The sequence below is a fragment of the Stenotrophomonas sp. STEN014 genome (genome assembly GCF_056760315.1).
The window spans coordinates 20,684-41,714 of the sequence record NZ_JBRREN010000005.1; the positions used below are offsets into that span (position 1 = coordinate 20,684).

The 21,031-nt window shown below is 66.3% G+C and carries 16 protein-coding genes; 11 read left to right on the forward strand and 5 right to left on the reverse strand.

Going from position 1 to position 21,031, the window contains the following annotated elements:
- Positions 1-284 precede the first annotated feature (284 nt).
- The 5 genes from ACVOMC_RS08435 (at position 285) to ACVOMC_RS08455 (ending at position 5,477) form a co-directional block, all read left to right on the forward strand.
- Positions 285-1,304 (forward strand): hypothetical protein, encoded by a 1,020-nt coding sequence (locus ACVOMC_RS08435; protein ID WP_481523595.1) that lies wholly within the window; start codon positions 285-287, stop codon positions 1,302-1,304.
- Positions 1,305-1,573: 269 nt separating this feature from the next.
- Entirely contained in the window at positions 1,574-2,503 is a 930-nt protein-coding gene (locus ACVOMC_RS08440) for an aspartyl protease family protein (RefSeq protein ID WP_481523596.1), read from the forward strand.
- Positions 2,504-3,208: 705 nt separating this feature from the next.
- Complete coding sequence (gene hchA, locus ACVOMC_RS08445) at positions 3,209-4,072, forward strand: glyoxalase III HchA (protein ID WP_481523597.1); 864 nt, start codon at positions 3,209-3,211, stop codon at positions 4,070-4,072.
- 221 nt (positions 4,073-4,293) lie between these two features.
- Complete coding sequence (locus tag ACVOMC_RS08450) at positions 4,294-4,785, forward strand: thermonuclease family protein (RefSeq protein ID WP_481523598.1); 492 nt, start codon at positions 4,294-4,296, stop codon at positions 4,783-4,785.
- A gap of 179 nt (positions 4,786-4,964) precedes the next feature.
- Positions 4,965-5,477 (forward strand): DUF1993 domain-containing protein, encoded by a 513-nt coding sequence (locus tag ACVOMC_RS08455; RefSeq protein ID WP_481523599.1) that lies wholly within the window; start codon positions 4,965-4,967, stop codon positions 5,475-5,477.
- 171 nt (positions 5,478-5,648) lie between these two features.
- Here the strand turns inward: ACVOMC_RS08455 and ACVOMC_RS08460 are convergent, their stop codons facing one another.
- A complete protein-coding gene (locus ACVOMC_RS08460; protein ID WP_481523600.1) occupies positions 5,649-7,481 on the reverse strand; it encodes an ABC transporter ATP-binding protein in 1,833 nt (610 codons plus the stop codon).
- Between the two features lie 272 nt (positions 7,482-7,753).
- On the reverse strand, positions 7,754-9,340 hold the full coding sequence (locus tag ACVOMC_RS08465) for a serine hydrolase (protein ID WP_481523601.1): 1,587 nt from the start codon (positions 9,338-9,340) through the stop codon (positions 7,754-7,756).
- Positions 9,341-9,486: 146 nt separating this feature from the next.
- Here ACVOMC_RS08465 and ACVOMC_RS08470 point away from each other — a divergent pair, with 146 nt between their 5' ends.
- From ACVOMC_RS08470 to ACVOMC_RS08480, 3 genes are read left to right on the forward strand one after another with little or no spacing between them, the layout of a single operon-like run.
- Positions 9,487-9,879, forward strand: a complete 393-nt coding sequence (locus ACVOMC_RS08470; RefSeq protein WP_481523757.1) for a VOC family protein — start codon at positions 9,487-9,489, stop codon at positions 9,877-9,879.
- A 36-nt stretch (positions 9,880-9,915) separates the two neighbouring features.
- Positions 9,916-10,674, forward strand: coding sequence for a DUF72 domain-containing protein (locus ACVOMC_RS08475; protein ID WP_481523758.1), 759 nt, complete (start codon positions 9,916-9,918; stop codon positions 10,672-10,674).
- 46 nt (positions 10,675-10,720) lie between these two features.
- Complete coding sequence (locus ACVOMC_RS08480; protein WP_057506582.1) at positions 10,721-11,632, forward strand: DMT family transporter; 912 nt, start codon at positions 10,721-10,723, stop codon at positions 11,630-11,632.
- A gap of 48 nt (positions 11,633-11,680) precedes the next feature.
- Here ACVOMC_RS08480 and ACVOMC_RS08485 read toward each other — a convergent pair whose 3' ends face one another.
- From ACVOMC_RS08485 to ACVOMC_RS08495, 3 genes are all read right to left on the reverse strand, one after another.
- Positions 11,681-12,745: a GGDEF domain-containing protein gene (locus ACVOMC_RS08485; protein WP_481523602.1), complete on the reverse strand. Its 1,065-nt coding sequence runs from the start codon at positions 12,743-12,745 to the stop codon at positions 11,681-11,683.
- Positions 12,746-12,833: 88 nt separating this feature from the next.
- Positions 12,834-13,556 (reverse strand): pseudouridine synthase, encoded by a 723-nt coding sequence (locus ACVOMC_RS08490; protein WP_054657347.1) that lies wholly within the window; start codon positions 13,554-13,556, stop codon positions 12,834-12,836.
- Between the two features lie 48 nt (positions 13,557-13,604).
- Positions 13,605-15,263: a GGDEF domain-containing protein gene (locus ACVOMC_RS08495; RefSeq protein ID WP_481523603.1), complete on the reverse strand. Its 1,659-nt coding sequence runs from the start codon at positions 15,261-15,263 to the stop codon at positions 13,605-13,607.
- Between the two features lie 297 nt (positions 15,264-15,560).
- Between ACVOMC_RS08495 and ACVOMC_RS08500 the strand changes: the two genes are divergently transcribed.
- The 3 genes from ACVOMC_RS08500 (at position 15,561) to mutS (ending at position 20,947) form a co-directional block, all read left to right on the forward strand.
- Positions 15,561-17,000, forward strand: a complete 1,440-nt coding sequence (locus ACVOMC_RS08500) for a GGDEF domain-containing protein (protein WP_481523604.1) — start codon at positions 15,561-15,563, stop codon at positions 16,998-17,000.
- A gap of 145 nt (positions 17,001-17,145) precedes the next feature.
- A complete protein-coding gene (locus ACVOMC_RS08505; RefSeq protein WP_481523605.1) occupies positions 17,146-18,264 on the forward strand; it encodes a metallophosphoesterase in 1,119 nt (372 codons plus the stop codon).
- Between the two features lie 127 nt (positions 18,265-18,391).
- Positions 18,392-20,947 carry a DNA mismatch repair protein MutS gene (gene mutS, locus ACVOMC_RS08510; protein WP_481523759.1) on the forward strand — a complete coding sequence of 852 codons (2,556 nt, stop codon included), beginning with the start codon at positions 18,392-18,394 and terminating at the stop codon, positions 20,945-20,947.
- Positions 20,948-21,031: the final 84 nt, after the last annotated feature.

Below are 21,031 nucleotides of genomic sequence, written 5' to 3' on the forward strand. Positions count from 1 at the left end.
ACGGGCGGCTCCCATCCGCCGGATAATCTCCGAGCTACTCCGTTGAGGTTTTTTGCGGCTCCGGTGAAGTTCGGAACCGGCGCTTCCGGGCCTGTGCGCGATCCAGCGGTGGCTTCCGGAGCGGTCCATACGTCGCCACCAGCTTTCTCCGTGCAGTCCACCTTGATGACCGGAAAGCCGGTCGCAGCCGCTGGATCTGGTTCGTGGTTGAAAACCGGACAGCTGAAAAAAAACGTTCCAGAAAGTTTGGCGTCCATCTATGGCCTTCAGATTGGACTTTCAGGATGAACATGAACCCGAGATCGGTGACGCTCAACGTCCATGTATTTGTGGCTGTCGCCAGTTACCTGGCCTGCTTCTTCTTTCCGGCCATCTATGTCGGTGGGAATTTTGAGCCGCAGTCGTCCCTTGGTCTGCTGCTTATGGGATGGGCAGCGGCACTTGAATTGAATTTCGGCTGGTTCGCCAATCCCGCATTTCTGATCGCGGCATTCCTGGCACAAAAGAAACCGCGGGCCTCGGCAATCCTGGCTATCGTGGCGCTGGCTTTGGCGCTTTCGTTCCCGCTGTATAGGCATGTGCGCGTGCACGAAATATCTTCACAGTCGCCGGTCAGCGCCTATGGTTGGGGATATGCACTGTGGGTGATGTCGATGGCACTGCTTGCGGCCGGACAGTTTGCCCGCCTCCGCCTTGGGCGTGAAAGCCTCGTCCTGCTGGCGGCCCTGTCAGCCGGAGGAATGGTTGCCATGATGTATGGAATCTATGGTGCTTCCGGATCTGGCGGACTGCAGGCGCACGCGAAGGAACGGGACCGCGTGTTTGATGCCAGCTGCGTCACTGCAGGCATGCAGGTTGTGCGGCGTGCCAAGGACGTGCGCAGTGTGTTCCTGGCACCGGATTGGAGTTGGACGATCGCACCACGAGGTTCGCCGGCATCCAAACTCAAATATCGAACGTATGGCGCAATCATGCGCAATGGCCTCCTGCGTAGTGGGAAGCTCGATTTTGTGGTGACGACCGCTCCCGAAGGACAGCAAGGCTACTTTCAGTTCACACCGGACAACATGGACGGCATCACAGTGCCGCAGCCACAAGGCAGGTATGCGGTGCTGACCCGGGCACGCGATTTCCCCTGGCCGCTGGGACTGCAAGGTGAAACCATTGAGATCAAGGATCGAGGCGACGGTTCATTGCTTGCCAGTGCCAGCTACGTGCTGGATACGCAATCGGGCCGCTATTGCGGTCCACCCGGAAATACTTTTTCGGCGCAGGCATTCGCTGCCGAGGTATTGGGGCTGTAGTCCCTCCCAGGCAGGGGCGGATGCCCGCTTCGCCTGAGCGCGGCACATTCGCCCCGGCCGCCCCCTCCCTGCCCGTCAGGATGTCCCGTCGATGCCCGTGTCCCCGGTGTCGGCCGGTGCGCAGACAGCCCCTCTGCGGTAGCCGCTTCAGAAGCTTCATCGCGGTATTCCCCACTTGGGCGGTTGCTGTGCCCCTCGGTCGCATGCCGGTGGCGAGGGGGCCACCACCGTGACAGGTTGCCCCACCTCTGCTCACAACGGATGTCTCCATGAAGCGGCACTTCCCGACCCTGTCGCTGGCGTCATCGCCGGCATCGATACGCAAGCGTTGGTGCCGGCACGCCATCGGGACAACGACCTTGCTGTGCTCCGTCAGCGCCCCGGCAATTGCAACCGATGCCTGCGCGCTGGCCGATAGGCCGGAGGCGGATTGGCAGCTGCGCGTGCCATTTGAGGTGATCGATGGCCGCATCTACGTTCCGGTGGGCGTCAACGGCCGCGGGCCGTTCCGGTTTGCCGTGGATACCGGCGCCAGCGGCATGGGCCGTGCGGACACCAGTCTGGTCTCGGCACTGGGATTGACGGTTCACGGGCAGGCGGACAACTCCGATGGCGTAACCCGTGCCCAGGCGGATGTGACGCGGCTGGATTCGTTGGCACTGGGCGGCCTCGTCCACCGCGATCTTGAGGTCATCACCCGCGATTACAGCGGCAACAAGCCGGCGACCGAGGCGTTCTCCGGCATCCTCGGCCGGGAGTTCTTCAGCGACGGGCTGCTGGTCATCGATTACCCGGAAAAGACCCTGTACTTCTCGCGGACGTTGGCGCTGGCTCAGGATCAGCCGGGCGCGATCGGCTACGAGCGCGCTTTCCGCATCCCGGTGACCATCGGCGGGGTGGCAACCAGCGGCAATCTGGATACCGGTGCGAACGTGAGCTTCGTGCTGCCGCAATCGCTGTACGCCCGGCTGTCCGACACCCCGCTGCAACGCGCCGGCACCGGCACGCTGTCCAACACAACCATCGAAACCGGGCGCGCGCAGCTGCCTGGCCCGTTCCGCCTGGGCGGCATGACGCTCGCCAACGTCGAGGTCCGTGTCTCCGGGCGCTATCCCGAACTGCTGGTGGGCGCCCATGTGCTGCAGCAGATGACAGTGATGATCGACCAGCGCTCCCGCGCCATCGCCCTTTGCCAGTAATCACGGCGCGCTCGGGGCCCGCTGTCCATCCGTATCAGCGCCAGAACGGCGCTGATCGGGCCGACCCGGCTCGCCGGGCTTGTTACTCGGACCGCCTGACAATTTGCTCGGACGACGGAGCAATCTGCCCGGTGGACGGAGCTTTTTGCCCGGAGCGCCGGGTACCTGAGCTCGGAACGCCGGGCAATTTGCCCGGAGCGTCGAGCTTTCTGCTCGGACGACGGAGCAATCTGCCCGATGGACGGAGCTTTTTGCCCGGAGCGCCGGGTAACTGAGCTCGGAACGCCGGGCTATTTGCCCGGAGCGTCGAGCTTTCTGCTCGGAAAGGCGGAGCAATCTGCCCGGTTGACGGAGCTTTTTGCCCGGAGCGCCGGGTAACTGAGCACGGAACGCCGGGCAATTTTCCCGGAACGCCGGGCTTTCTGCTCGGAAAGGCTGAGCAATCTGCCCGGTGGCCTGAGATTTTTGCTCGGGCTGCCGAGTAACTCAGTCCGGAACCCCGGGCTGTTTACCCGGACGACGGGGCGGTTTGCTCGAAGGGCCAGGCTTTTTGCCCGGTGCGTCAAGGCTTCCACCGCGGCCCCGGACAGCACGGCGCTGTCCCGCCGGTCCTCACCATCGCCTTCTCCCCGCTCCCATAGAGTCGGTCTTCCCAACGCCCTGCAACCTCCACCGGCGTCCCAGCCCCCATCCCAGGAGATCCCCATGAGCAACACCTCCCCCGAAGACCGCCGCCCCACCCCCGATCCGGCCGAAGACAACGCGTTCTTTCCGTCGCCCTACTCGCTGAGCCAGTTCACCTCGCCCAGGTCCGACCTGGACGGTGCGGACTATTCCACGCCCTACACCGGCGGGCGCTGGAAGCTGCTGATGATCGGCGCCGATGAGCGCTATCTGCTGACCGACAACGGCACGCTGTTCTCCACCGGCAACCATCCGGTGGAGACCCTGCTGCCGATGTACCACCTAGACAAGGCCGGCTTCGCCTTCGATGTCGCCACGCTGTCCGGCAATCCGGTCAAGTTCGAATACTGGGCGATGCCTTCAGAAGACACCGAGGTGTTGGGGCTGTTCGCCAGGTACCGCGAGGCATTCAAGCAACCACTGAAGCTGGCCGATGTGGTCGAGAGCGCACTGGGCGAGGAGTCGGACTACCTCGGGGTGTTCATCCCCGGCGGCCATGGCGCGCTGATCGGGCTGCCGGAAAGCCCGGAGGTCAAGGCGGTGCTTGAATGGGCTGCGGCAAAGGACAGGTTCGTGATCTCGCTGTGCCATGGCCCGGCGGCGTTTCTGGCCGTGGGCGACAGCCCGATCTACCGGGGCAAGAAGATCGTCGCCTTCCCGGATGCGATGGACGCGCAGACGCCCGACATCGGCTATATGCCCGGCCACCTGACCTGGAAGTTCGGCGAGCAGCTCAAGGCCCTGGGCTTCGACATCCTCAACACCGGTATCTCCGGGGCGGTGCACCGCGAAGGTACCCTGCTGACCGGCGACAGTCCGCTGGCCGCCAACCCGTTGGGCAAGCTGGCCGCCACCACGCTGCTGGAGGCCGTCCACAACCGATAGCCGGCAGCCATCACCGCGCGGCGTTTCGCCGCGCTTGCAGCTTCGCGCCCGATCATTAAGCTGACGCCCCCGGTGGGGAGCGGACACGCAATGCGCTGCACGCGGCATGTGCAACCGTGCAATGCGCCCTTCCCTCCCGCAACCGCGCCGCTCCGGCGCAACTGGTGGTATTTGTGAGTAGTGCGCTCGTGGATGCCGTTGTTTGATACCCACGAGTTCCGATGAAACACGTAATTGCTTTTGTCCTGCTGCTGGCCGTCAGCGCCAGCGCACATGCCGATTTTGATGGCCGGGTGGTCAAGGTCGCCGATGGCGACACGGTCACAGTGCTGCACAACCGCGAGCAGGTGCGGGTGCGCCTGGGCAGTATCGACGCCCCGGAAAAACGCCAGGCCTTTGGCACCCGTTCGCAGCAGCATCTGTCGGCGCTGGTGTTCGGGCGCACGGTGCGGGTGGTCGAAGACGGCAAGGACCGCTACGGCCGCACCATCGGCGTGCTGCATGTGCAGGGCGTCAACGTGAACCGGGAAATGGTCAGGGCCGGCATGGCCTGGGCCTATACCGACTACTTGAATGACCGCCTGATGCCGGTACTGGAAATCCAGGCGCGCGTGAGCGGCACCGGTCTGTGGGCCGATCCCCGCCCGGTGGCGCCGTGGCAGTTCCGCCGCAATGAAGCGGCGGCACGACGCGCGAAGAAGACGCAGAACTGACGGCCAAGGTCGGCGGACGCCGCGCATAGCCGGCTCCGGCCGGCGGCATGACATGCTGCGTTCCACGATCCACCGGCCAGGGCGGCAACCTGGCGGCAGCAGAGCGCCTATGCTGTGGGGACTTTGATTACACGCGTGGTCCCGCCCGCGTCGGCTTTCCCCTCTCAAGGAGTTCCACCATGTCCCTTTCGATGTACAGCGCCTCGGTTCCCGTTCTCAAGCAGATGCTCTCCGCCCTGTCCGAGGTGTTGGCCAAGGCCGAAGCCCACGCCACCGAAAAGAAGATCGACCCCAACGCGCTGCTCGGCGCGCGCCTGTTCCCGGACATGTTCCCGCTGGTGCGCCAGGTGCAGATCGCGGCCGATTTCGCCAAGGGCATCAGCTCGCGTCTGGCCAATACCGAAGTGCCCTCGTGGCCGGACAATGCCGAGGCCGGCTTCGCCGAGCTGCAGGCGCTGATCGCCAGAACGCTGGCACATGTGGACAGCTTCAGTGCCGAACAGTTCGAGGGCAGCGAGTCGCGCGAGATCGTGCTGCGCGCCGGCACCCCGAAGGAGAAGAAGCTGCAGGGCAGCGTGTATCTGCTGCAGTACGGGCTGCCGCAGTTCTTCTTCCACGTGACCACCAGCTACGCGATCCTGCGCCACAACGGTGTGGAGCTGGGCAAGCGCGATTACATGGGCAGCTACTGAGTCTGCCGACCCGGCAGGCTTTGCCACATTGAGGAAACCCCGGGTGCGCTCCGCTTACCCGGGCTACCCGCTGAAAGCCTCCGCCGGCGCTGCTGGCGGGGGCTTTTTGTTGCCGGCAGACAACAGGCCGTTGTCCGGGCAAGGCCAACGGCCGCGCCCGGGAACGCCACCTCAGTCTTCCGCCGCCACAAAGCCGCCGGTCTGCCGCGCCCACAGCCGCGCATACAGGCCTCCGGCGGCGATCAGTTGCGCATGGGTGCCGGTCTCGACGATGCGTCCCTGGTCCATCACCACCAGCCGGTCCATGCGCGCGATGGTGGACAGGCGGTGGGCGATGGCGATCACCGTCTTGCTGCCCATCAGCTCGTCCAGGCTCTCCTGGATGGCCGCCTCCACTTCCGAATCCAGCGCCGAGGTCGCCTCGTCCAGGATCAGGATCGGCGCGTCCTTGAGCAACACGCGGGCAATGGCGATGCGCTGGCGCTGGCCGCCGGAGAGCTTCACGCCGCGCTCGCCGACATGGGCGTCGTAGCCGTGGCGGCCATCGCTGTCGTGCAGCTCGGCGATGAAGCCATCGGCACGCGCCTTGGCCACCGCCGCGCGCATCTGCGCCTCGCTCGCGTCGGGGCGACCGTACAGCAGGTTCTCGCGGATCGAGCGGTGCAGCAGCGAGGTGTCCTGGGTGACCACGCCGATGTGTGCGCGCAGCGAATCCTGCTGCACAGAGGCGATATCCACGCCATCGACGAGGATGCGGCCGCGTTCGACGTCGTGGAAGCGCAGCAGCAGGTTGACCAGGGTGGATTTGCCCGCGCCCGAGCGCCCGACCACACCGATCTTCTCGCCGGCACGCACGTGCAGGTCCAGCCCTTCGATCACGCCCTGATGCTTGCCGTAGTGGAAGGACACGCCCTCGAAACGGATGTCGCCGGCCAAGTGCGCCAGTTCCGGAGCGCCGGGCGCATCGTCCACCGTCGGCGGCAGCGAGATCGAGTTGATGCCGTCATGCACGGTCCCGATGTTCTCGAACAGCGACGACAGCTCCCACATGATCCACTGCGACATGCCCAGCATGCGCAGCACCAGCGCCACGGTCACGGCGATCGCACCGGCGCTTACCACACCGCCCTGCCACAGCCACAGCCCCAGCACCACCGAGGAAAACAGCAGCAGCATGTTCAGCGCATACAGCAGCGAGTAGACCCGCGTTGCCAGACGCATCTGTGGATGCACCTTGTCCAGGAAGCCGGCCATCGCTTCGCGTGCGTAGGCCTGCTCGCGCCGCGAATGCGAGAACAGCTTGACCGTGGCGATATTGGTGTAGCTGTCGACGATGCGCCCGGTCATCTCCGAGCGCGCGTCGGCCTGCTCGCGCGAGATGCGTTCCATGCGGGGCACGAAATGCCACATCAACAGCGCATACCCGATCAGCCAGGCCACGAACGGCAGCATCATCCGCCAATCCGTGGCACCGGCCACCACCAGCGTGCCGATGAAGAACACCAGCACGTAATTGCCGATGTCGAACAGTTTGACCACCGTCTCGCGCACCGCCAGCGAGGTCTGCATCAGCTTGGTGGCGATACGCCCGGCGAACTCGTCCTGGAAGTACCCCATCGATTGCCGCAACAGGTAGCGGTGCACGCTCCAGCGGATCCGCATCGGGAAATTGCCCAGCAGGGTCTGGTGCTGCACCAGCGAATTGACCATCACCAGCAACGGCAGCCCGACCAGCACCAGCAGCGCCATCCACAGCAGGCGCGGGCCTTCGGCCGCGAGAAAGCTGGCCGGCGTGCTGCTGCCGAGCCGGTCCACCAGCGCGCCGACATAGGCGTAGAGCGCCAGCTCGGCCACCGCGATGCCGGCGGTGGTCAGCGCCATCAGCAGCAGCCATTTTTCCGCGCCACGCGTGTAGTGCCGGCAGAACGCATACAGCCCGCGCGGCGGCTGCGCGGGCGGATCGGACGGGAACGGGTCCAGGCGGGATTCAAACCAACGGAACATGGAAGCAGGCCAGCGATCAGACGAGGTGGGCCATTGTCGCGTATCCCCGCAATACAGAGGGCACAGGGCACGCGCCTGGCTGTTCGCCACTACCACGGCCAGGCCCGCCTGCGGGCGGAACCGTCCCGCTATCGCCGGTAGTTCGGCATGCCGGACTGCCGGCAACAACCGGTCGCGCTAACTGCCCCGCCGGTGGTGACCCGGCAGCGCCGGCGTGATGGAACCGGCCTGCCGCTTGGCGACCACCGGCCTGACCGATGGCGCCGTGGCACTCATTTCTTGTCAGACACCGGCACCAGCAGCAGATCCTGGAAGTCGAAGCTGAAATCGGTCAGCGAAGACACCGCCTGCATGCGCACCTCGCGCACCTTGCCGTCGGGGTCGAGGCTGAAAGTGACGAAGGCGTCGGCGTTGAGCGAGCGGTTGTCCCAGCGCACGATGAAGGTGTCGTGCTGCCAGTGTTCCATGGTGCCGACCAGATCGGCGGTGGCACCGAAGCGCAGCCGCAGCTTGCCGCTGCGCTGCTCGACGAACACATCGCCATACCACGCATCACGGTACGCGCCGGCATAGCCGGCCAGCGGCAGCGAGGGCTTGGATTTGGCATCGCGCGCGGCCACATGGTTGGCCCAGCTTTCATCGGCCTTGTCCTGCGACTTGGCCACGGCGGCGGCATAGGCACCCACCCAGTCGTGCGCCGGCGCCTCGAGCATCGCGTCGAGCACGCTCATGGTGATGGCGTTGAACGCGGCGCCGGACTCGGCATTGGTCAACACCACCACGCCCAGCTCCTGCCCCGGCACCAGGGTGAGCCGCGACACCTGTCCCGGCCAGCCGCCGGTGTGCCAGACCAGTTTCTGTCCGCGGTAGTCGCTCAGGCTCCAGCCCTCGCCGTAGCCGGCGAAGTTCGGTCGCGCCACTTCCAGCTCCGGGACCGACGGCTTGGGCACGACCTGCGGAATCTGCATCTGCCACATCTGCTGCTGGGTCTTCTCGCTGAACAGCGGCGTGCCTTCGGCGAGACGGCCTTCGGCCAGCTGCACGTTCATCCACTTGGCCATGTCCTGCACGCTGGAATACAGGCCACCGGCGCCGGCGGCGTTGGACCAGGTCAGCGGCGGCACCGGGCGCAGGTCGGTGAAATCGAACTTGGCGTGGCCGACGGCGGCCTTGTCACCGGGCTGGAGGTGATTGGCGTTGTAGCGGGTGCCGGCCATGCCGACCTTGTCGAAGATGCGCTGCTGCAGGAAAGCATCGAACGACTGCCCGGACACGGTCTCGATCACCTGCTGGGCCACGGCATAGAGGATGTTGTCGTAGGCGTAGCGGTCGCGGAAGCCGCCCTTGAGTGGCACCTTGGCCAGCCGCGCCACGACCTCGGCATTGGAGTAGGTGGTGGTCGGCCAGAACAGCAGGTCACCGGCCCCCAGGCTCAGGCCGCTGCGGTGCGAGAGCAGATCGCGGATGCGCATCTCGCCGGTGACATAGGAATCGGACATACGGAACGAGGGCAGGTGGTCGATCACCCGGTCGTCCATTTTCAGCTTGCCGTCCTCGGCCAGCAGATTCAGTGCGGTGGCGGTGAAGGCCTTGGTGTTGGAAGCGATGGCGAACAGCGTGTCGGCCTGCACCGGCTCGGGCTTGCCCAGTTCTCGCACGCCCCAGCCGCGCTGCAGGATGACCTTGCCGTCCTTGACCACTGCCACCGCGACGCCCGGCACGTCGAACTGCTCACGTACCCGTTCCACGGTGGCATCGAGCTGCTGCAATTGCGCCGGCGTCACGGTTTCCTGCGCCAACGCGGCCTGTGCGGCCATCCCCATCGCGAGCACCAGCCCGCCGCCCAACCAGTTGTTCAATGTGTGTTCCCTCTGGATCGATACCCGCCCCGCACGGGCCGGCCTTCCCGCGATGGTAACGCGCGCACGCGCACGCTCGCCTTCCACCGCCCGCAGGAACGCCCCATGGAACTTGCCGCCCGCACCACTGCCACCTTGTTCCGTGCCTGCGCTACCGCGATGCGCCAGCCGCCATCGACTGGCTGTGCCACGCGTTCGGTTTCCAGCGCCATGCGGTGTACCGGGACGGTGACATCGTCCACCACGCGCAGCTGGTGTTCGGCAACGGCATGCTGATGCTCGGCTCGGTGCAGCCCGGCCCATGGGGTGCGAACATGGTCCAGCCCGATGAGGTGGGCGGCCGGGAAACCCAGAGCGTCTGCGTGATCGTCTCCGACGCCGATGCCCACTGCGCCCGCGCCCGGGCCGCCGGCGCGCAGATCGTCATCGCGCTCGCCGACCAGGACTACGGCGGCCGCGGCTATGGCTGCCGCGATATCGAAGGCCATCTATGGTGGTTCGGCAGCTACGATCCCTGGCAGGCACCGACGGCTCCCTGACCCGGCACAATGGTGCTTTGCGTGGACACGTTGCGCATGGATGACCTGTTTTCCCGCGATGTCCGTTCGCCGTCCGGCTTCCACGTCGGCATCGGCGGCTGGACCTATGCCCCCTGGCGTGGCGGCGCGTTCTATCCGCCCGGGCTGGTGCAACGGCGCGAGCTGGAGTTCGCCAGCCGCCAGCTGACCAGTATCGAGATCAACAGCACCTACTACGGCGCGCAGAAACCGGCGATCTATGCCGCCTGGCGCGATGCCACGCCGGAAGGTTTCGTGTTCTCGGCCAAGGCGCCCAAGCGCATCGTCACCGCACGCAAGCTGGCGTCCACCGGTGCGCAGGTCGAGGATTTCATCGATGGCATCAGCCATCTGGGTGACCGGCTGGGGCCGCTGCTGTGGCAGTTCGAAGCCGGGCGTGCGCTGGAAGTGCGCGAGCGCAGCGTGTTCACCGCGCAACTGGTGGCCCTGGCCCGGCAGCACGGCATGGCACTGATCTATACCGACTCGGCCACGCATCCCAACGCCGCCGACCTGTGCGGCGACTTCGTCTATGCGCGGCTGATGGACAGTCGCGACGCACACCCCAGCGGCTACCCGTTGCCGGAACTGGCCCAGTGGGCCGAACGCGCGCACCGCTGGCGACAGGGGGCTGCGCCTGGCGATCTGCCGTACCTTGTGCCGCCGGACACCGTCGCCAGCACCCCGCGTGAGGTGTTCATCTACTTCATCAGTGCCGCCAAGCACCGCAACCCGGCGGCGGCGCAGGCACTGTTGCGGCTTCTGGGCGAAAAGTGACGGAAGCGGCACAGCGACCGGACCAGGCATCGGCGACAATTCGCCCATGCCGATGAACGACACCCGCAAAGCCCTGCTGCAAATCCATTTCTGTGTGCTGTTGTGGGGCGTGACCGCCATCCTCGGCAAGCTGATCACCCTGCCCGCCCTGCCGCTGGTGTGGTGGCGGATGCTGCTGGTGGTGGCGATGCTGGCGCTGCTGCCGCGGGTCTGGCGCGGGCTGTCCAGCCTCAGCACACGGCTGGTACTCGGCTATGCCGGCATCGGCGCGCTGGTGGCGTTGCACTGGCTGACCTTCTACGGTGCGGTGAAGCTGGCCAACGCCTCGGTGGCGGCGACCTGCATCGCGCTGGCGCCGGTGTTCACCGCGATCATCGAACCATGGATCGCCCGGCGTCCGTTCCAGCTGCGCGAACTGGCGCTGGGTGTGGTGGTACTGCCGGGCGTGGCGCTGGTGGTCGGCGGCGTGCCCGATGGCATGCGCCTGGGCGTGGCGGTGGGCGCGCTGTCGGCGTTGCTGGTCGCCATCTTCGGCTCGTTCAACAAGCGCATGGTCGGCCACGCCGACCCGCTGACGGTGACCGCGCTGGAGCTGGGCGCCGGCACCCTGACTCTGACCCTGCTGGCGCCGCTGCTGCCGTTCCTGCTGCCGGCCCTGGCCAGCGATCTGTGGGTTCTGCCGGATCTGCACGATGGCCTGCTGCTGCTGGCCCTGTCGGGGCTGTGCACGCTGCTGCCGTTCGCGCTGGCACTGGTCGCGCTGCGCCACCTGAGCGCCTACACGGTGCAGCTGGTAACCAACCTGGAGCCGGTGTACGCCATTGTGCTGGCGATGCTGTTCCTGGCCGAGCAGCATGAACTGTCAGCGCAGTTCTATCTGGGTGTGACGATCATCCTCGGTGGCGTGTTCCTGCATCCGCTGCTCAACCGCCTGCGGCCGGCCGCCACCGCCAGCTGAGCGCCACACACGGCAACGAGCTCGCTCCGTCCTGCCGGCAGGGCCGGCTCAGTCGGCCAGCACGACCCGGTCGCGGCCCTGGGCCTTGGCCTGGTAGAGCGCGGCATCGGCCCGGCGCAGGGTATCGGCCGGGGTTTCCCCGGCACGGTGCGCGGCCAGACCGATGCTGACCGACAACGGCAGCCCGATCGGCAACAGGCGCACGGCCTCGCGCAGGTAGTGGCATTGCAATTCGGCCTGGTGCAGCGGGGTCCCGGGCATCAGGATCACGAATTCCTCGCCACCGAAGCGGGCAGCCATGCCACGTCCGGCAAACTGCGCGCGCAGCACATCGGCCAGCTCGGTCAGCACGCGGTCGCCCTCGCTGTGGCCGTGGATGTCGTTGACCCTCTTGAAGTGGTCGATATCGACGATGGCCACCGCCGGCGGCCCTTCGACGGCGCGTTCGATCGAGGCGGACATCGCCGCGGCCAGGGCGCGGCGGTTGGGCAGGCCGGTCAGCGGATCGGTGCGGGTCTGTTCGGACAGCTCCAGATTGGTCTGTTCCAGCTGCTGGTAGTACTCGGCCAGCCGTGCCTCGTACCACGCGTGCTCGCGATGGTGATGGTCGATCTCGCGGCGCAGCAGACGCATTTCCATCATCCGTCCCACCTGCCGCGACAGCGCGCGCAGGGCGCTGGCACGGTCCGCATCCAGCATGCCGGGCGCCGAATCGAACACACACAGGGTTCCCAGCGCATGGCCGTCACTGCTCAACAGGGGGGCACCGGCATAGAAGCGGATGTTCGGTTCCCCAACCACCGCCGGATTGCCGCAAAAGCGGGCATCCTGCCGCGCATCCCGAACCACGGTCAGCTGCCCCGGCTGGAGAATGGCATGGGCGCAGAACGCCTCGTCACGCGTGGTCTGCTCGCTCTCAAACCCCTGCAGCGCTTTGAACCATTGGCGGTCCTGATCGATCAGGGTCACCGCGCCCATCGCCGTCCCGCACAGTGTGCGGGCGATGGTCACCAGATCCTCGAACTCCTGCTCACGCGCGGTATCCAGGATGCGGTAGCGGTGCAGCGCCGCCAGACGTTCGGCTTCATTGGCGGGAAGCGCGGGTTTGATCATGCTCGGTTTCCGATCCGGCGGCTGGCATCAGGTGGGCATCTGGGATTCTAGCCACCGCACGCAGAGACGGCAGCGAGCCGGTCACACTTCACCAATCGGTCTGTTGCGGCAGCAGGCCGCGCAACTCCTGTTCGGTGAGATTGCGCCACTGTCCGGGCTTGAGTGCACCGAGCTTGATGTTGTCGATGCGCACGCGCCGCAGCTGGGTGACGCGGTAGCCGAACTCCGCGGCCATCAGCCGGATCTGCCGGTTCAGACCCTGCTCGAGAATGATGCGGAAGCCGAATTTGGCGATGCGCGAGGTGCGGCACGGCAGCGTCATCTCGTTGTGGATGCGCACACCACGGGCCATGCCGCGCAGGAACTGGTCGGTGACCGGCTTGTTGACGGCCACCAGGTATTCCTTCTGATGGCCGTTTTCTGCACGCAGGATCTTGTTGACGATGTCACCATTGCTGGTCATCAGGATCAGGCCTTCGGAATCCTTGTCCAGCCGGCCGATCGGGAAAATCCGCTGCTCGTGCCCGACGAAGTCGACGATGTTGCCGTTGACCTCGGTCTCGGTGGTGCAGGTGATGCCCACCGGCTTGTTCAGCGCGATATAGACATGGCGACGGCCAGTGCTCTTGTGAACGGCGCGGGTGCGCAGCGGCTGGCCATCGACCAGCACCTGATCGCCCTCGCCCACCACGGCGCCGGTGCCGGCAACGATGCCGTTGACGGTGACGCGGCGGGCGGCGAGCAGGCGATCGGCCTCACGGCGGGAACAGAAGCCGGTTTCGGCAATGTGCTTGTTGATTCGGATTGTCATCGGGCGATTATCCGCCATCGCCTGCTGCCCGAACAGCGCGCGGCCGGTTCAGGCGGTTTCCAGCTCCGAGCCCGCATCCACCACGCGATTGCGGCCCGCGCGCTTGGCCCGGTACATCGCGTTGTCGGCCCGCCGCATCAGCCCGGCCACATCCTCGTCCCGCGCCTGCAGCTGCGCCAGCCCGATGCTGACCGTCACCACCAGCCCTTCATGCTGCAGATTCCGGGCGTTGTGCGTGATTTTCTCGCGCATCTGCTCCAGCCGCGGCGCAGCCACGCCGGCCGTTGTGCCCGGCAGCAGCACGAGGAACTCCTCGCCGCCCATGCGGATCACATCCATCTTGTTACGCACGCCTTGCGCCAGCGTCCTGGCGACCAGCACCAGCACCTCGTCGCCCACATCGTGGCCGTAGCGGTCATTGATCTGCTTGAACAGATCGATATCGAGAAAGCCGATCGACAGCGGCTGTGCACTGGCGCGCGCCTGCTGCATGTACTGCTCCAGCTGGCGCAAGCCGGCGCGACGGTTGGGCAGACCGGTAAGCGCATCGGTGTCGGCCAGATGCCGCATCTCGTCGCGCTGCTGGCGCAGACGGCCCAGGCCACGGTTGAGTGAATAGGCCGAGACCATCAAAAACCAGGTGACCGACAGCTGGATGATTTCGACCCGGTACTGGACCAGCAGCCGGCTGCCGAACAGATCCGCCAGTTCGATCACCAGCAGCGGCAGCACCGCCGCCAGCCCCTCCAGCGCCCTGAAATTGCGCCGGCACAGCGATACGCCCCCCAGCAGGAAGGTCAGCGCGCAGATCAGCAGGAACAGGTGGTCCAGGGCCATTCCCACCCACGACAGCAGTGGCCACGGCATCGCCGGCGCGCCCAGCGCGAGCACGACCAGCACAGCCAGCAGGCCCTTCATCACCGGCCGCGAGCGCTGCAGCACCCGCGGTCCCCCGCACAGCCGCCACATGATCCAGCCCATCACCGCGACCCGCAGCGAGGACAGCGCGACCTGCCACCACGCCGCCGTGCGCCCCACCGGCAACCACGGCTCGGGATAGCCGCTCAGCCCGCTCAGTACCGACTGCCAGACCACCAGCAGCACGCACACCAGCGCGTACAACAGGAATTCGCGCCCGAGCGTGGTGAGAAAACCAATCAGCGCCGACAACGCCAATGCCAACGCGATGGCGATGCAGGCGGTGCGGATCAGCAGTCGCACGGTATCGATCTGCTGCACCGGACTGGGGGCCCCCAGTCGTACCGTCGGAATCCAGCGGGCCTTGAGCGGCGGCTCCCAGGCGACCTGGATCGGCTCACGGCTGCCGGCCTTGGGCACCACCACCATGCCGATACCGGCCCGGAACCGGGAATCGCGGGTGCGCGCGTCCTGCATGTGTCCGCAGACCTGGCGGTCACCGTGATGGATCATCACCTCGCCGGCGAACACGTTGAACACATCCACCGCCTGCGGGGCGCCGGACCAGCCGCCGGCGGGCGCCGGAATATCGATGCCATCGTTCAGCCGCGCCAGCGCCTCCGGCGAACAGGTCCGTATCGGCGCCGGTTGATCGGTGGCCGCGCCAACCAGCAGATAGTCACGGTCAAGCTGCAGCGGCCCAGCATTGCCTGCCCCGGACCAGACCACACCTACCAGTGCCAGCAGGAGCATGGCGACGATCATCGTTGCGCCACGTGCACCTGCCACCTTGCATCCTTCCACCATGCCATCCCCAACGCGCACTCCAATGCGCCGGATCGGATTATCGCAAGAACCCGGCGCATCCATCACGTGAAGGCGTCGTGGCACCTGCCCCAGGTCCGGAAAGTGACCATTGCACCCGATTTGTCAAGTCAACCAGCGCCCCCCCCCGACCGCAGCCTTTCCCGCCCCAATCCCCTGCCCCGTTCCCGCCGGCCGTGACCTCCATCCCGGTTCACCGCTAAAGTACTTGCCCTTTCTGCCGATAACGGCTGCTTACCTTGAGCAGTCGCGCACTCTGTCATGCACAGCATTACCGCCGTTTCGTCCGCTATCGACACCGAGAATCCGGCGCTGGTTGCCGCCTGGCAACGCGGACTGACCGAAGCCGGCCCTGCCGCGACGCAGGTGTTGGCCCAGCTTGCCGATACCGGCGCGGCCGAAATGGCGGTGCATTTCTATCAGGTGATGCTGGATGACAAGCGGGCCTCACGGCTGCTGTCACACGACCAGGTGCGCACGCGCCTGCAGCCGGCCATGCAACGCTGGGTGCGGGATCTGCTGCTGGCCACGCCGGAACGGGTGGAATCGCTGATCGCCGCCCAGCGCGTGGTGGGCGATGTCCACGCCCGGGTCGGTATCCCCGTCGACCTGGTGACCCGCGGCATGCGGGTGCTGAAACAGCGGCTTTTCCAGCTGATCAGCGAGCAGGCCGGACACAGCGAGCAGGCGCACGCCGCCGTTGCCTGCCTTACCGCCTCGTTCGACATCGCACTGGAATGCATGACCCTGGCCTACTCCAATGCACGCGAACGCTCCTCGCGCACGGATGCGGCATACCGGCTGTTCTCGCTGGTGCAGAACGTGGGTACCGAGCGCGAACGACAGCGCGCCCTGCTGCTGGACTGGGAAAACACCTTGCTTTATGCGTTGGCCAGCCAGAACGAGACGCCGGAGTTCCAGTCGCTGGCCGGCTCCGAGTTCGGCCTGTGGCTGACCCACAAGGGCATTCCCAGCTTCGGTGAAAGCTCCGAAACCCAGCAGATCTGCGCGCTGATGGCCGCAGTGGACCAGACCCTGCATGACACCCTGGATACAAAGCGCGACCTCAAGGTGCGTTCGGCCCATCTGCAGGAAGTGCGTGCCCGCGTCGGCCAGATACGCAACCTGCTGGGGATGCTGTTCGAGCGTATCGGTGAACTGGACGCCGGCTGCGATGCCCTGACCAACCTGCTCAATCGCCGCTTCCTGCCTACCGTCCTGCGCCGGGAAATCGAGCTGGCGAGCAAAAACAAGGCCGGCTTTGCAGTGTTGCTGCTGGATCTGGATCACTTCAAGAGCATCAACGACCAGCACGGCCATGAGGCCGGCGACCGCGCCCTGCAGCACATCGCCGGCATGCTCAGCCAGTTCACCCGTGGCAGCGACTACGTGTTCCGCTATGGCGGCGAGGAGTTCGTGGTGGTGCTGGTGGCGGTGGACGAGCGTCAGGCGCTGGTCATCGCCGATGGTCTGTGCCGGCGTATTTCCGATTCACCCGTGCCCCTGGCCGATGGCCAGCCATTGGCGATCACCACCAGCATCGGGGTCGCCCTGTATGACGGGCACCCGGATTACGAGCGGGTCATGGCACGCGCCGATGCCGCGATGTACCAGGCCAAGAAACAGGGCCGCAACCGCATCGTGCTGGCCGACGACAGCCTGCCGGAAGCCCCGGACCGTGCTTCCCTGCAGAACCGCTGACTTCTCTGCGCCGGCGCAGGGCCGGTAGCACATTAGCTTCGCCGGTCCGGCCAACCAATGGCCGATGCCCGCACGCGTGCGGCCACGTAGCATGGGGTGGCGGATGCCCACCCCCGCCTGCCCCCTCGTCTGCCGGATGTCGTCCATGTCATTTGCCCGTACCGTTACCCGCTGGGCCGCCCTGCTGCTCCACGCTGCCCTGCTGCTGCCCGGCGTGGCCAGCGCCAGAGAGGCCTCCGCCCCGGCGGCGCACGTGGACAGCGACGGTCCCTATATCTTCCGCAACGGGCGACAACTGCAGGCGCGATGGATCTGCAATGACCGGGTGGTCGAGCGCACGCTCACCCGCCGCGCCACCACCACGGTTCCGTCGCAGTGCGGCTACCCGCGCCCGCTGACCGTACTGCAGCCACTGCCGGCTTCAGCCTCCTCGCTGCCTGCCGCGGCCCGCATCGTGGCCCTGTCCGATATCCATGGCCAGTACGGGCTGCTGGTGCGGCTGCTGCGCGCCAACAAGGTGATCGATGGCAAGGACCGCTGGGCGCTGGGCCGCGACACGCTGGTGATCGCTGGCGACGTGTTTGATCGTGGTCCGCAGGTCACCGAGGCGTTCTGGCTGCTGTACAGCCTGCAGCAGCAGGCGGCAAAGGCGGGCGGCGCGGTGCACTTCGTTCTCGGCAATCACGAGACGATGGTGCTCTACGACAACCTGAGCTACGTCAATCCCAAATACCTGCGCAGCGCGCAGCTGCTGGGCCAGAGCTATCCGCAGCTGTATGGCGCCGATTCGGTGATCGGCCAATGGCTGCGCACCCGCCCGGTGCTGCTGCGCATTGGCGATACCCTGTTCCTGCACGGTGGCATTTCGCCCGAGGCGATCCAGCTGGCGCTGGACCCGGCTGCCACCAATGCCGCCTACCGGGCTTCGCTCGGCCGTCCCCGGGCCGAGCTGAAAGCCGATCCCAAGCTTGCCCCGTTGTATGACGGCAAGACCAGCCCGATCTGGTACCGCGGCTATTTCGATGGCCAGCTGGACACTGCCGGCGTGCAACAGGTGCTGGAGCAGCTGGACCTGCGGCGGATCGTGGTCGGCCACACCTCGATGCCGCACGTGAGCAGCTTCCACGGTGATCGCATCATCGCCATCGACAGCAGCATCAAGAACGGTGAGAACGGCGAACTGCTGTTCATCGAGAACGGCAAGCTCAGCCGCGGCCTGCTCGACGGCTCGCGGGTGCCGCTGGCCGAAGGCCGCGGCAACTGAACGGCCAAGCCCGGCCGTCGTCCCGCCCTCAGGCTGCCCCTACAATGACGCCTTTGTGGCAGCCCGGCTGCCCGGCAATCGAAGTGGAAAGCGCGTGACCGAGAAAAAGCCCGAACACACCCCGCTGATGAAGCAGTTTTTCGCCGCCAAGTCCGACTACCCGGACCTGCTGCTGTTCTTCCGGATGGGCGATTTCTACGAGCTGTTCTACGACGATGCACGCAAGGCCGCGCGCCTGCTGGATATCACCCTGACCCAGCGTGGCAGCTCCGGCGGCGCGCCGATCCCGATGGCCGGCGTGCCGGTGCACTCCTTCGAAGGCTATCTGGCGCGCCTGGTGGCGCTGGGCGAATCGGTGGCGATCTGCGAGCAGATCGGCGACCCGGCGCTGGCCAAGGGCCTGGTCGAGCGCAAGGTGGTGCGCGTGGTCACCCCCGGCACCGTCACCGACGAGGCCTTGCTGGACGAGCGCCGCGACACCTTGCTGATGGCAATTTCGTGCAACAAGGCCGGCTACGGCCTGGCCTGGGCTGATCTGGCCGGTGGCCGCTTCCTGGTCAACGAAGTCGACAGCGACGACGCACTGGAAGCCGAACTGGCCCGCCTGGAACCGGCCGAGCTGCTGGTCCCCGACGAAGACGGCTGGCCGGAATTCCTGCGCCAGCGCAGCGGCGTGCGGCGGCGTGCGCCGTGGCTGTTCGATGCCGACAGCGGCCGCCGCCAGCTGTTGAATTTCTTCAAGCTGCATGATCTTTCCGGCTTCGGTATCGACGACAAACCGCGCGCGACCGCCGCCGCCGGCGCGTTGCTGGGCTATGTCGAGGAAACCCAGAAGCAGCGCCTGCCCCATCTGACCTCCATCGCGATGGAAAACGCCGGTGAGGCGATCGCGATGAACGCCGCCACCCGCCGCCATCTGGAACTTGACACGCGCGTGGACGGCGACACCCGCAACACCTTGCTGGGCGTACTCGACAGCACCGTCTCGCCGATGGGCGGGCGCCTGCTGCGGCGCTGGCTGCACCGTCCGCTGCGACTGCGCGAGGTGCTGCAGCAGCGTCACCACGCGGTCGCCACACTGATCGATCGCGGCGCCGACACCGATCTGCGCGAGAGCTTCCGCGCGCTGGGTGATATCGAACGCATCCTCACCCGCATGGCGCTGCGCTCGGCACGCCCGCGCGATTTTTCCACGCTGCGTGACGGCCTGGCACTGTTGCCGGCGATCGCCGCGCAACTGCAGCCACTGGATTCGCCGCGCCTGCAACAGCTGCGCGCCGAACTGGGCTCCCATGATGAAAGCGCGCAGCTGCTGGCCCGCGCGATCGCCGAACAACCGCCGCTGAAGCTGGCCGACGGCGGCGTGATCGCCGAAGGGTTCGACGCCGAGCTTGACGAGCTGCGCCGGCTCTCGACCAATGCCGACCAGTTCCTGATCGATCTGGAGCTGCGCGAGCGCGAAGCCAGCGGCATTGCCACGCTGAAGGTCGGCTACAACCGGGTACACGGCTACTACATCGAGATCAGCAAAGGCCAGGCCGACAAGGCGCCGGTGCACTACACCCGCCGACAGACCCTGACCAATGCCGAGCGCTACATCACCGAAGAGCTCAAGAACTTCGAGGACAAGGTGCTGTCGGCCCGCGAACGTTCACTCAGCCGCGAGAAACTGCTGTACGAAGGCCTGCTCGACACCATTGCCGTGCATCTGGAGCCGCTCAAGCGCTGCGCCGGCGCCCTCAGCGAACTGGACGTGCTGGCCGGCTTTGCCGAACGCGCGCAGGCGCTGGACTGGTCACCGCCGCAGCTGCAGGAAGAACCGTGCCTGCGCATCGAACGCGGACGTCATCCGGTGGTGGAAGCCGTGCGCGAAGCGCCGTTCGAGCCCAATGATCTGGACCTGCATCCGGACCGCCGCATGCTGGTGATCACCGGCCCGAACATGGGCGGCAAGTCGACCTATATGCGGCAGAACGCGCTGATCGTGCTGCTGGCGCATATCGGCAGCTTCGTGCCGGCCAGCCGTGCGGTGATCGGCCCGATCGACCGCATCCTGACCCGCATTGGCGCCGGTGACGACCTGGCCAAGGGCCAATCCACCTTCATGGTGGAAATGGCCGAGACCAGTTACATCCTGCACCATGCCACCGCGCATTCGCTGGTGCTGATGGACGAGATCGGCCGTGGCACCTCGACCTATGACGGTCTGGCCCTGGCCGATGCGGTCGCCCGCCATCTGGCCTACCAGAACCGCTGCTACACGCTGTTCGCCACCCACTATTTCGAATTGACCGCACTGGCCGACGAGAGCCACGAAGGCGGCGCCAGCGGCATCGCCAATGTGCATCTCGATGCGGTCGAGCATGGCGAGGCGCTGGTGTTCATGCACGCGGTGAAGGACGGCCCGGCCAATCGCAGCTTCGGCCTGCAGGTGGCCGCACTGGCCGGGCTGCCCAAGGCCACCGTGGCGCAGGCACGACGCCGACTGGCCGAGCTCGAACAGCGCGGCGGCGAAACCCAGAGCGCGGCCATGGCGCCACAGGCATTGGATGCACCACAGCAGTTTGGTCTGTTTGCCGCACCGAGTTCGGCAGCGTTGGATGCCCTGCAGGCCATCGACCCGGATGAACTGACTCCAAAACAGGCGCTGGAAGCGCTGTACCGGGTGAAATCCCTGCTGTAATCGATGCGATGGATATCCGCGGGGATCGTGCCCTGCACTCGACCGCTTAACGAAGGGCCGCCCCAGTGCGGCCCTTGCGTTTCT

Bases quoted from the DNA above. Each gene is read 5' to 3' on its own strand.
- ACVOMC_RS08475 (WP_481523758.1), top strand. From the start codon at position 9,916: ATGGATGACCTGTTTTCCCGCGATGTCCGTTCGCCGTCCGGCTTCCAC.
- hchA (WP_481523597.1), top strand. From the start codon at position 3,209: ATGAGCAACACCTCCCCCGAAGACCGCCGCCCCACCCCCGATCCGGCC.
- ACVOMC_RS08455 (WP_481523599.1), top strand. From the start codon at position 4,965: ATGTCCCTTTCGATGTACAGCGCCTCGGTTCCCGTTCTCAAGCAGATG.
- ACVOMC_RS08490 (WP_054657347.1), bottom strand. From the start codon at position 13,556: ATGACAATCCGAATCAACAAGCACATTGCCGAAACCGGCTTCTGTTCC.
- ACVOMC_RS08480 (WP_057506582.1), top strand. From the start codon at position 10,721: ATGCCGATGAACGACACCCGCAAAGCCCTGCTGCAAATCCATTTCTGT.
- ACVOMC_RS08440 (WP_481523596.1), top strand. From the start codon at position 1,574: ATGAAGCGGCACTTCCCGACCCTGTCGCTGGCGTCATCGCCGGCATCG.
- ACVOMC_RS08500 (WP_481523604.1), top strand. From the start codon at position 15,561: ATGCACAGCATTACCGCCGTTTCGTCCGCTATCGACACCGAGAATCCG.
- ACVOMC_RS08435 (WP_481523595.1), top strand. From the start codon at position 285: ATGAACATGAACCCGAGATCGGTGACGCTCAACGTCCATGTATTTGTG.
- ACVOMC_RS08485 (WP_481523602.1), bottom strand. From the start codon at position 12,745: ATGATCAAACCCGCGCTTCCCGCCAATGAAGCCGAACGTCTGGCGGCG.
- ACVOMC_RS08505 (WP_481523605.1), top strand. From the start codon at position 17,146: ATGTCATTTGCCCGTACCGTTACCCGCTGGGCCGCCCTGCTGCTCCAC.
- mutS (WP_481523759.1), top strand. From the start codon at position 18,392: ATGAAGCAGTTTTTCGCCGCCAAGTCCGACTACCCGGACCTGCTGCTG.
- ACVOMC_RS08450 (WP_481523598.1), top strand. From the start codon at position 4,294: ATGAAACACGTAATTGCTTTTGTCCTGCTGCTGGCCGTCAGCGCCAGC.
- ACVOMC_RS08460 (WP_481523600.1), bottom strand. From the start codon at position 7,481: ATGTTCCGTTGGTTTGAATCCCGCCTGGACCCGTTCCCGTCCGATCCG.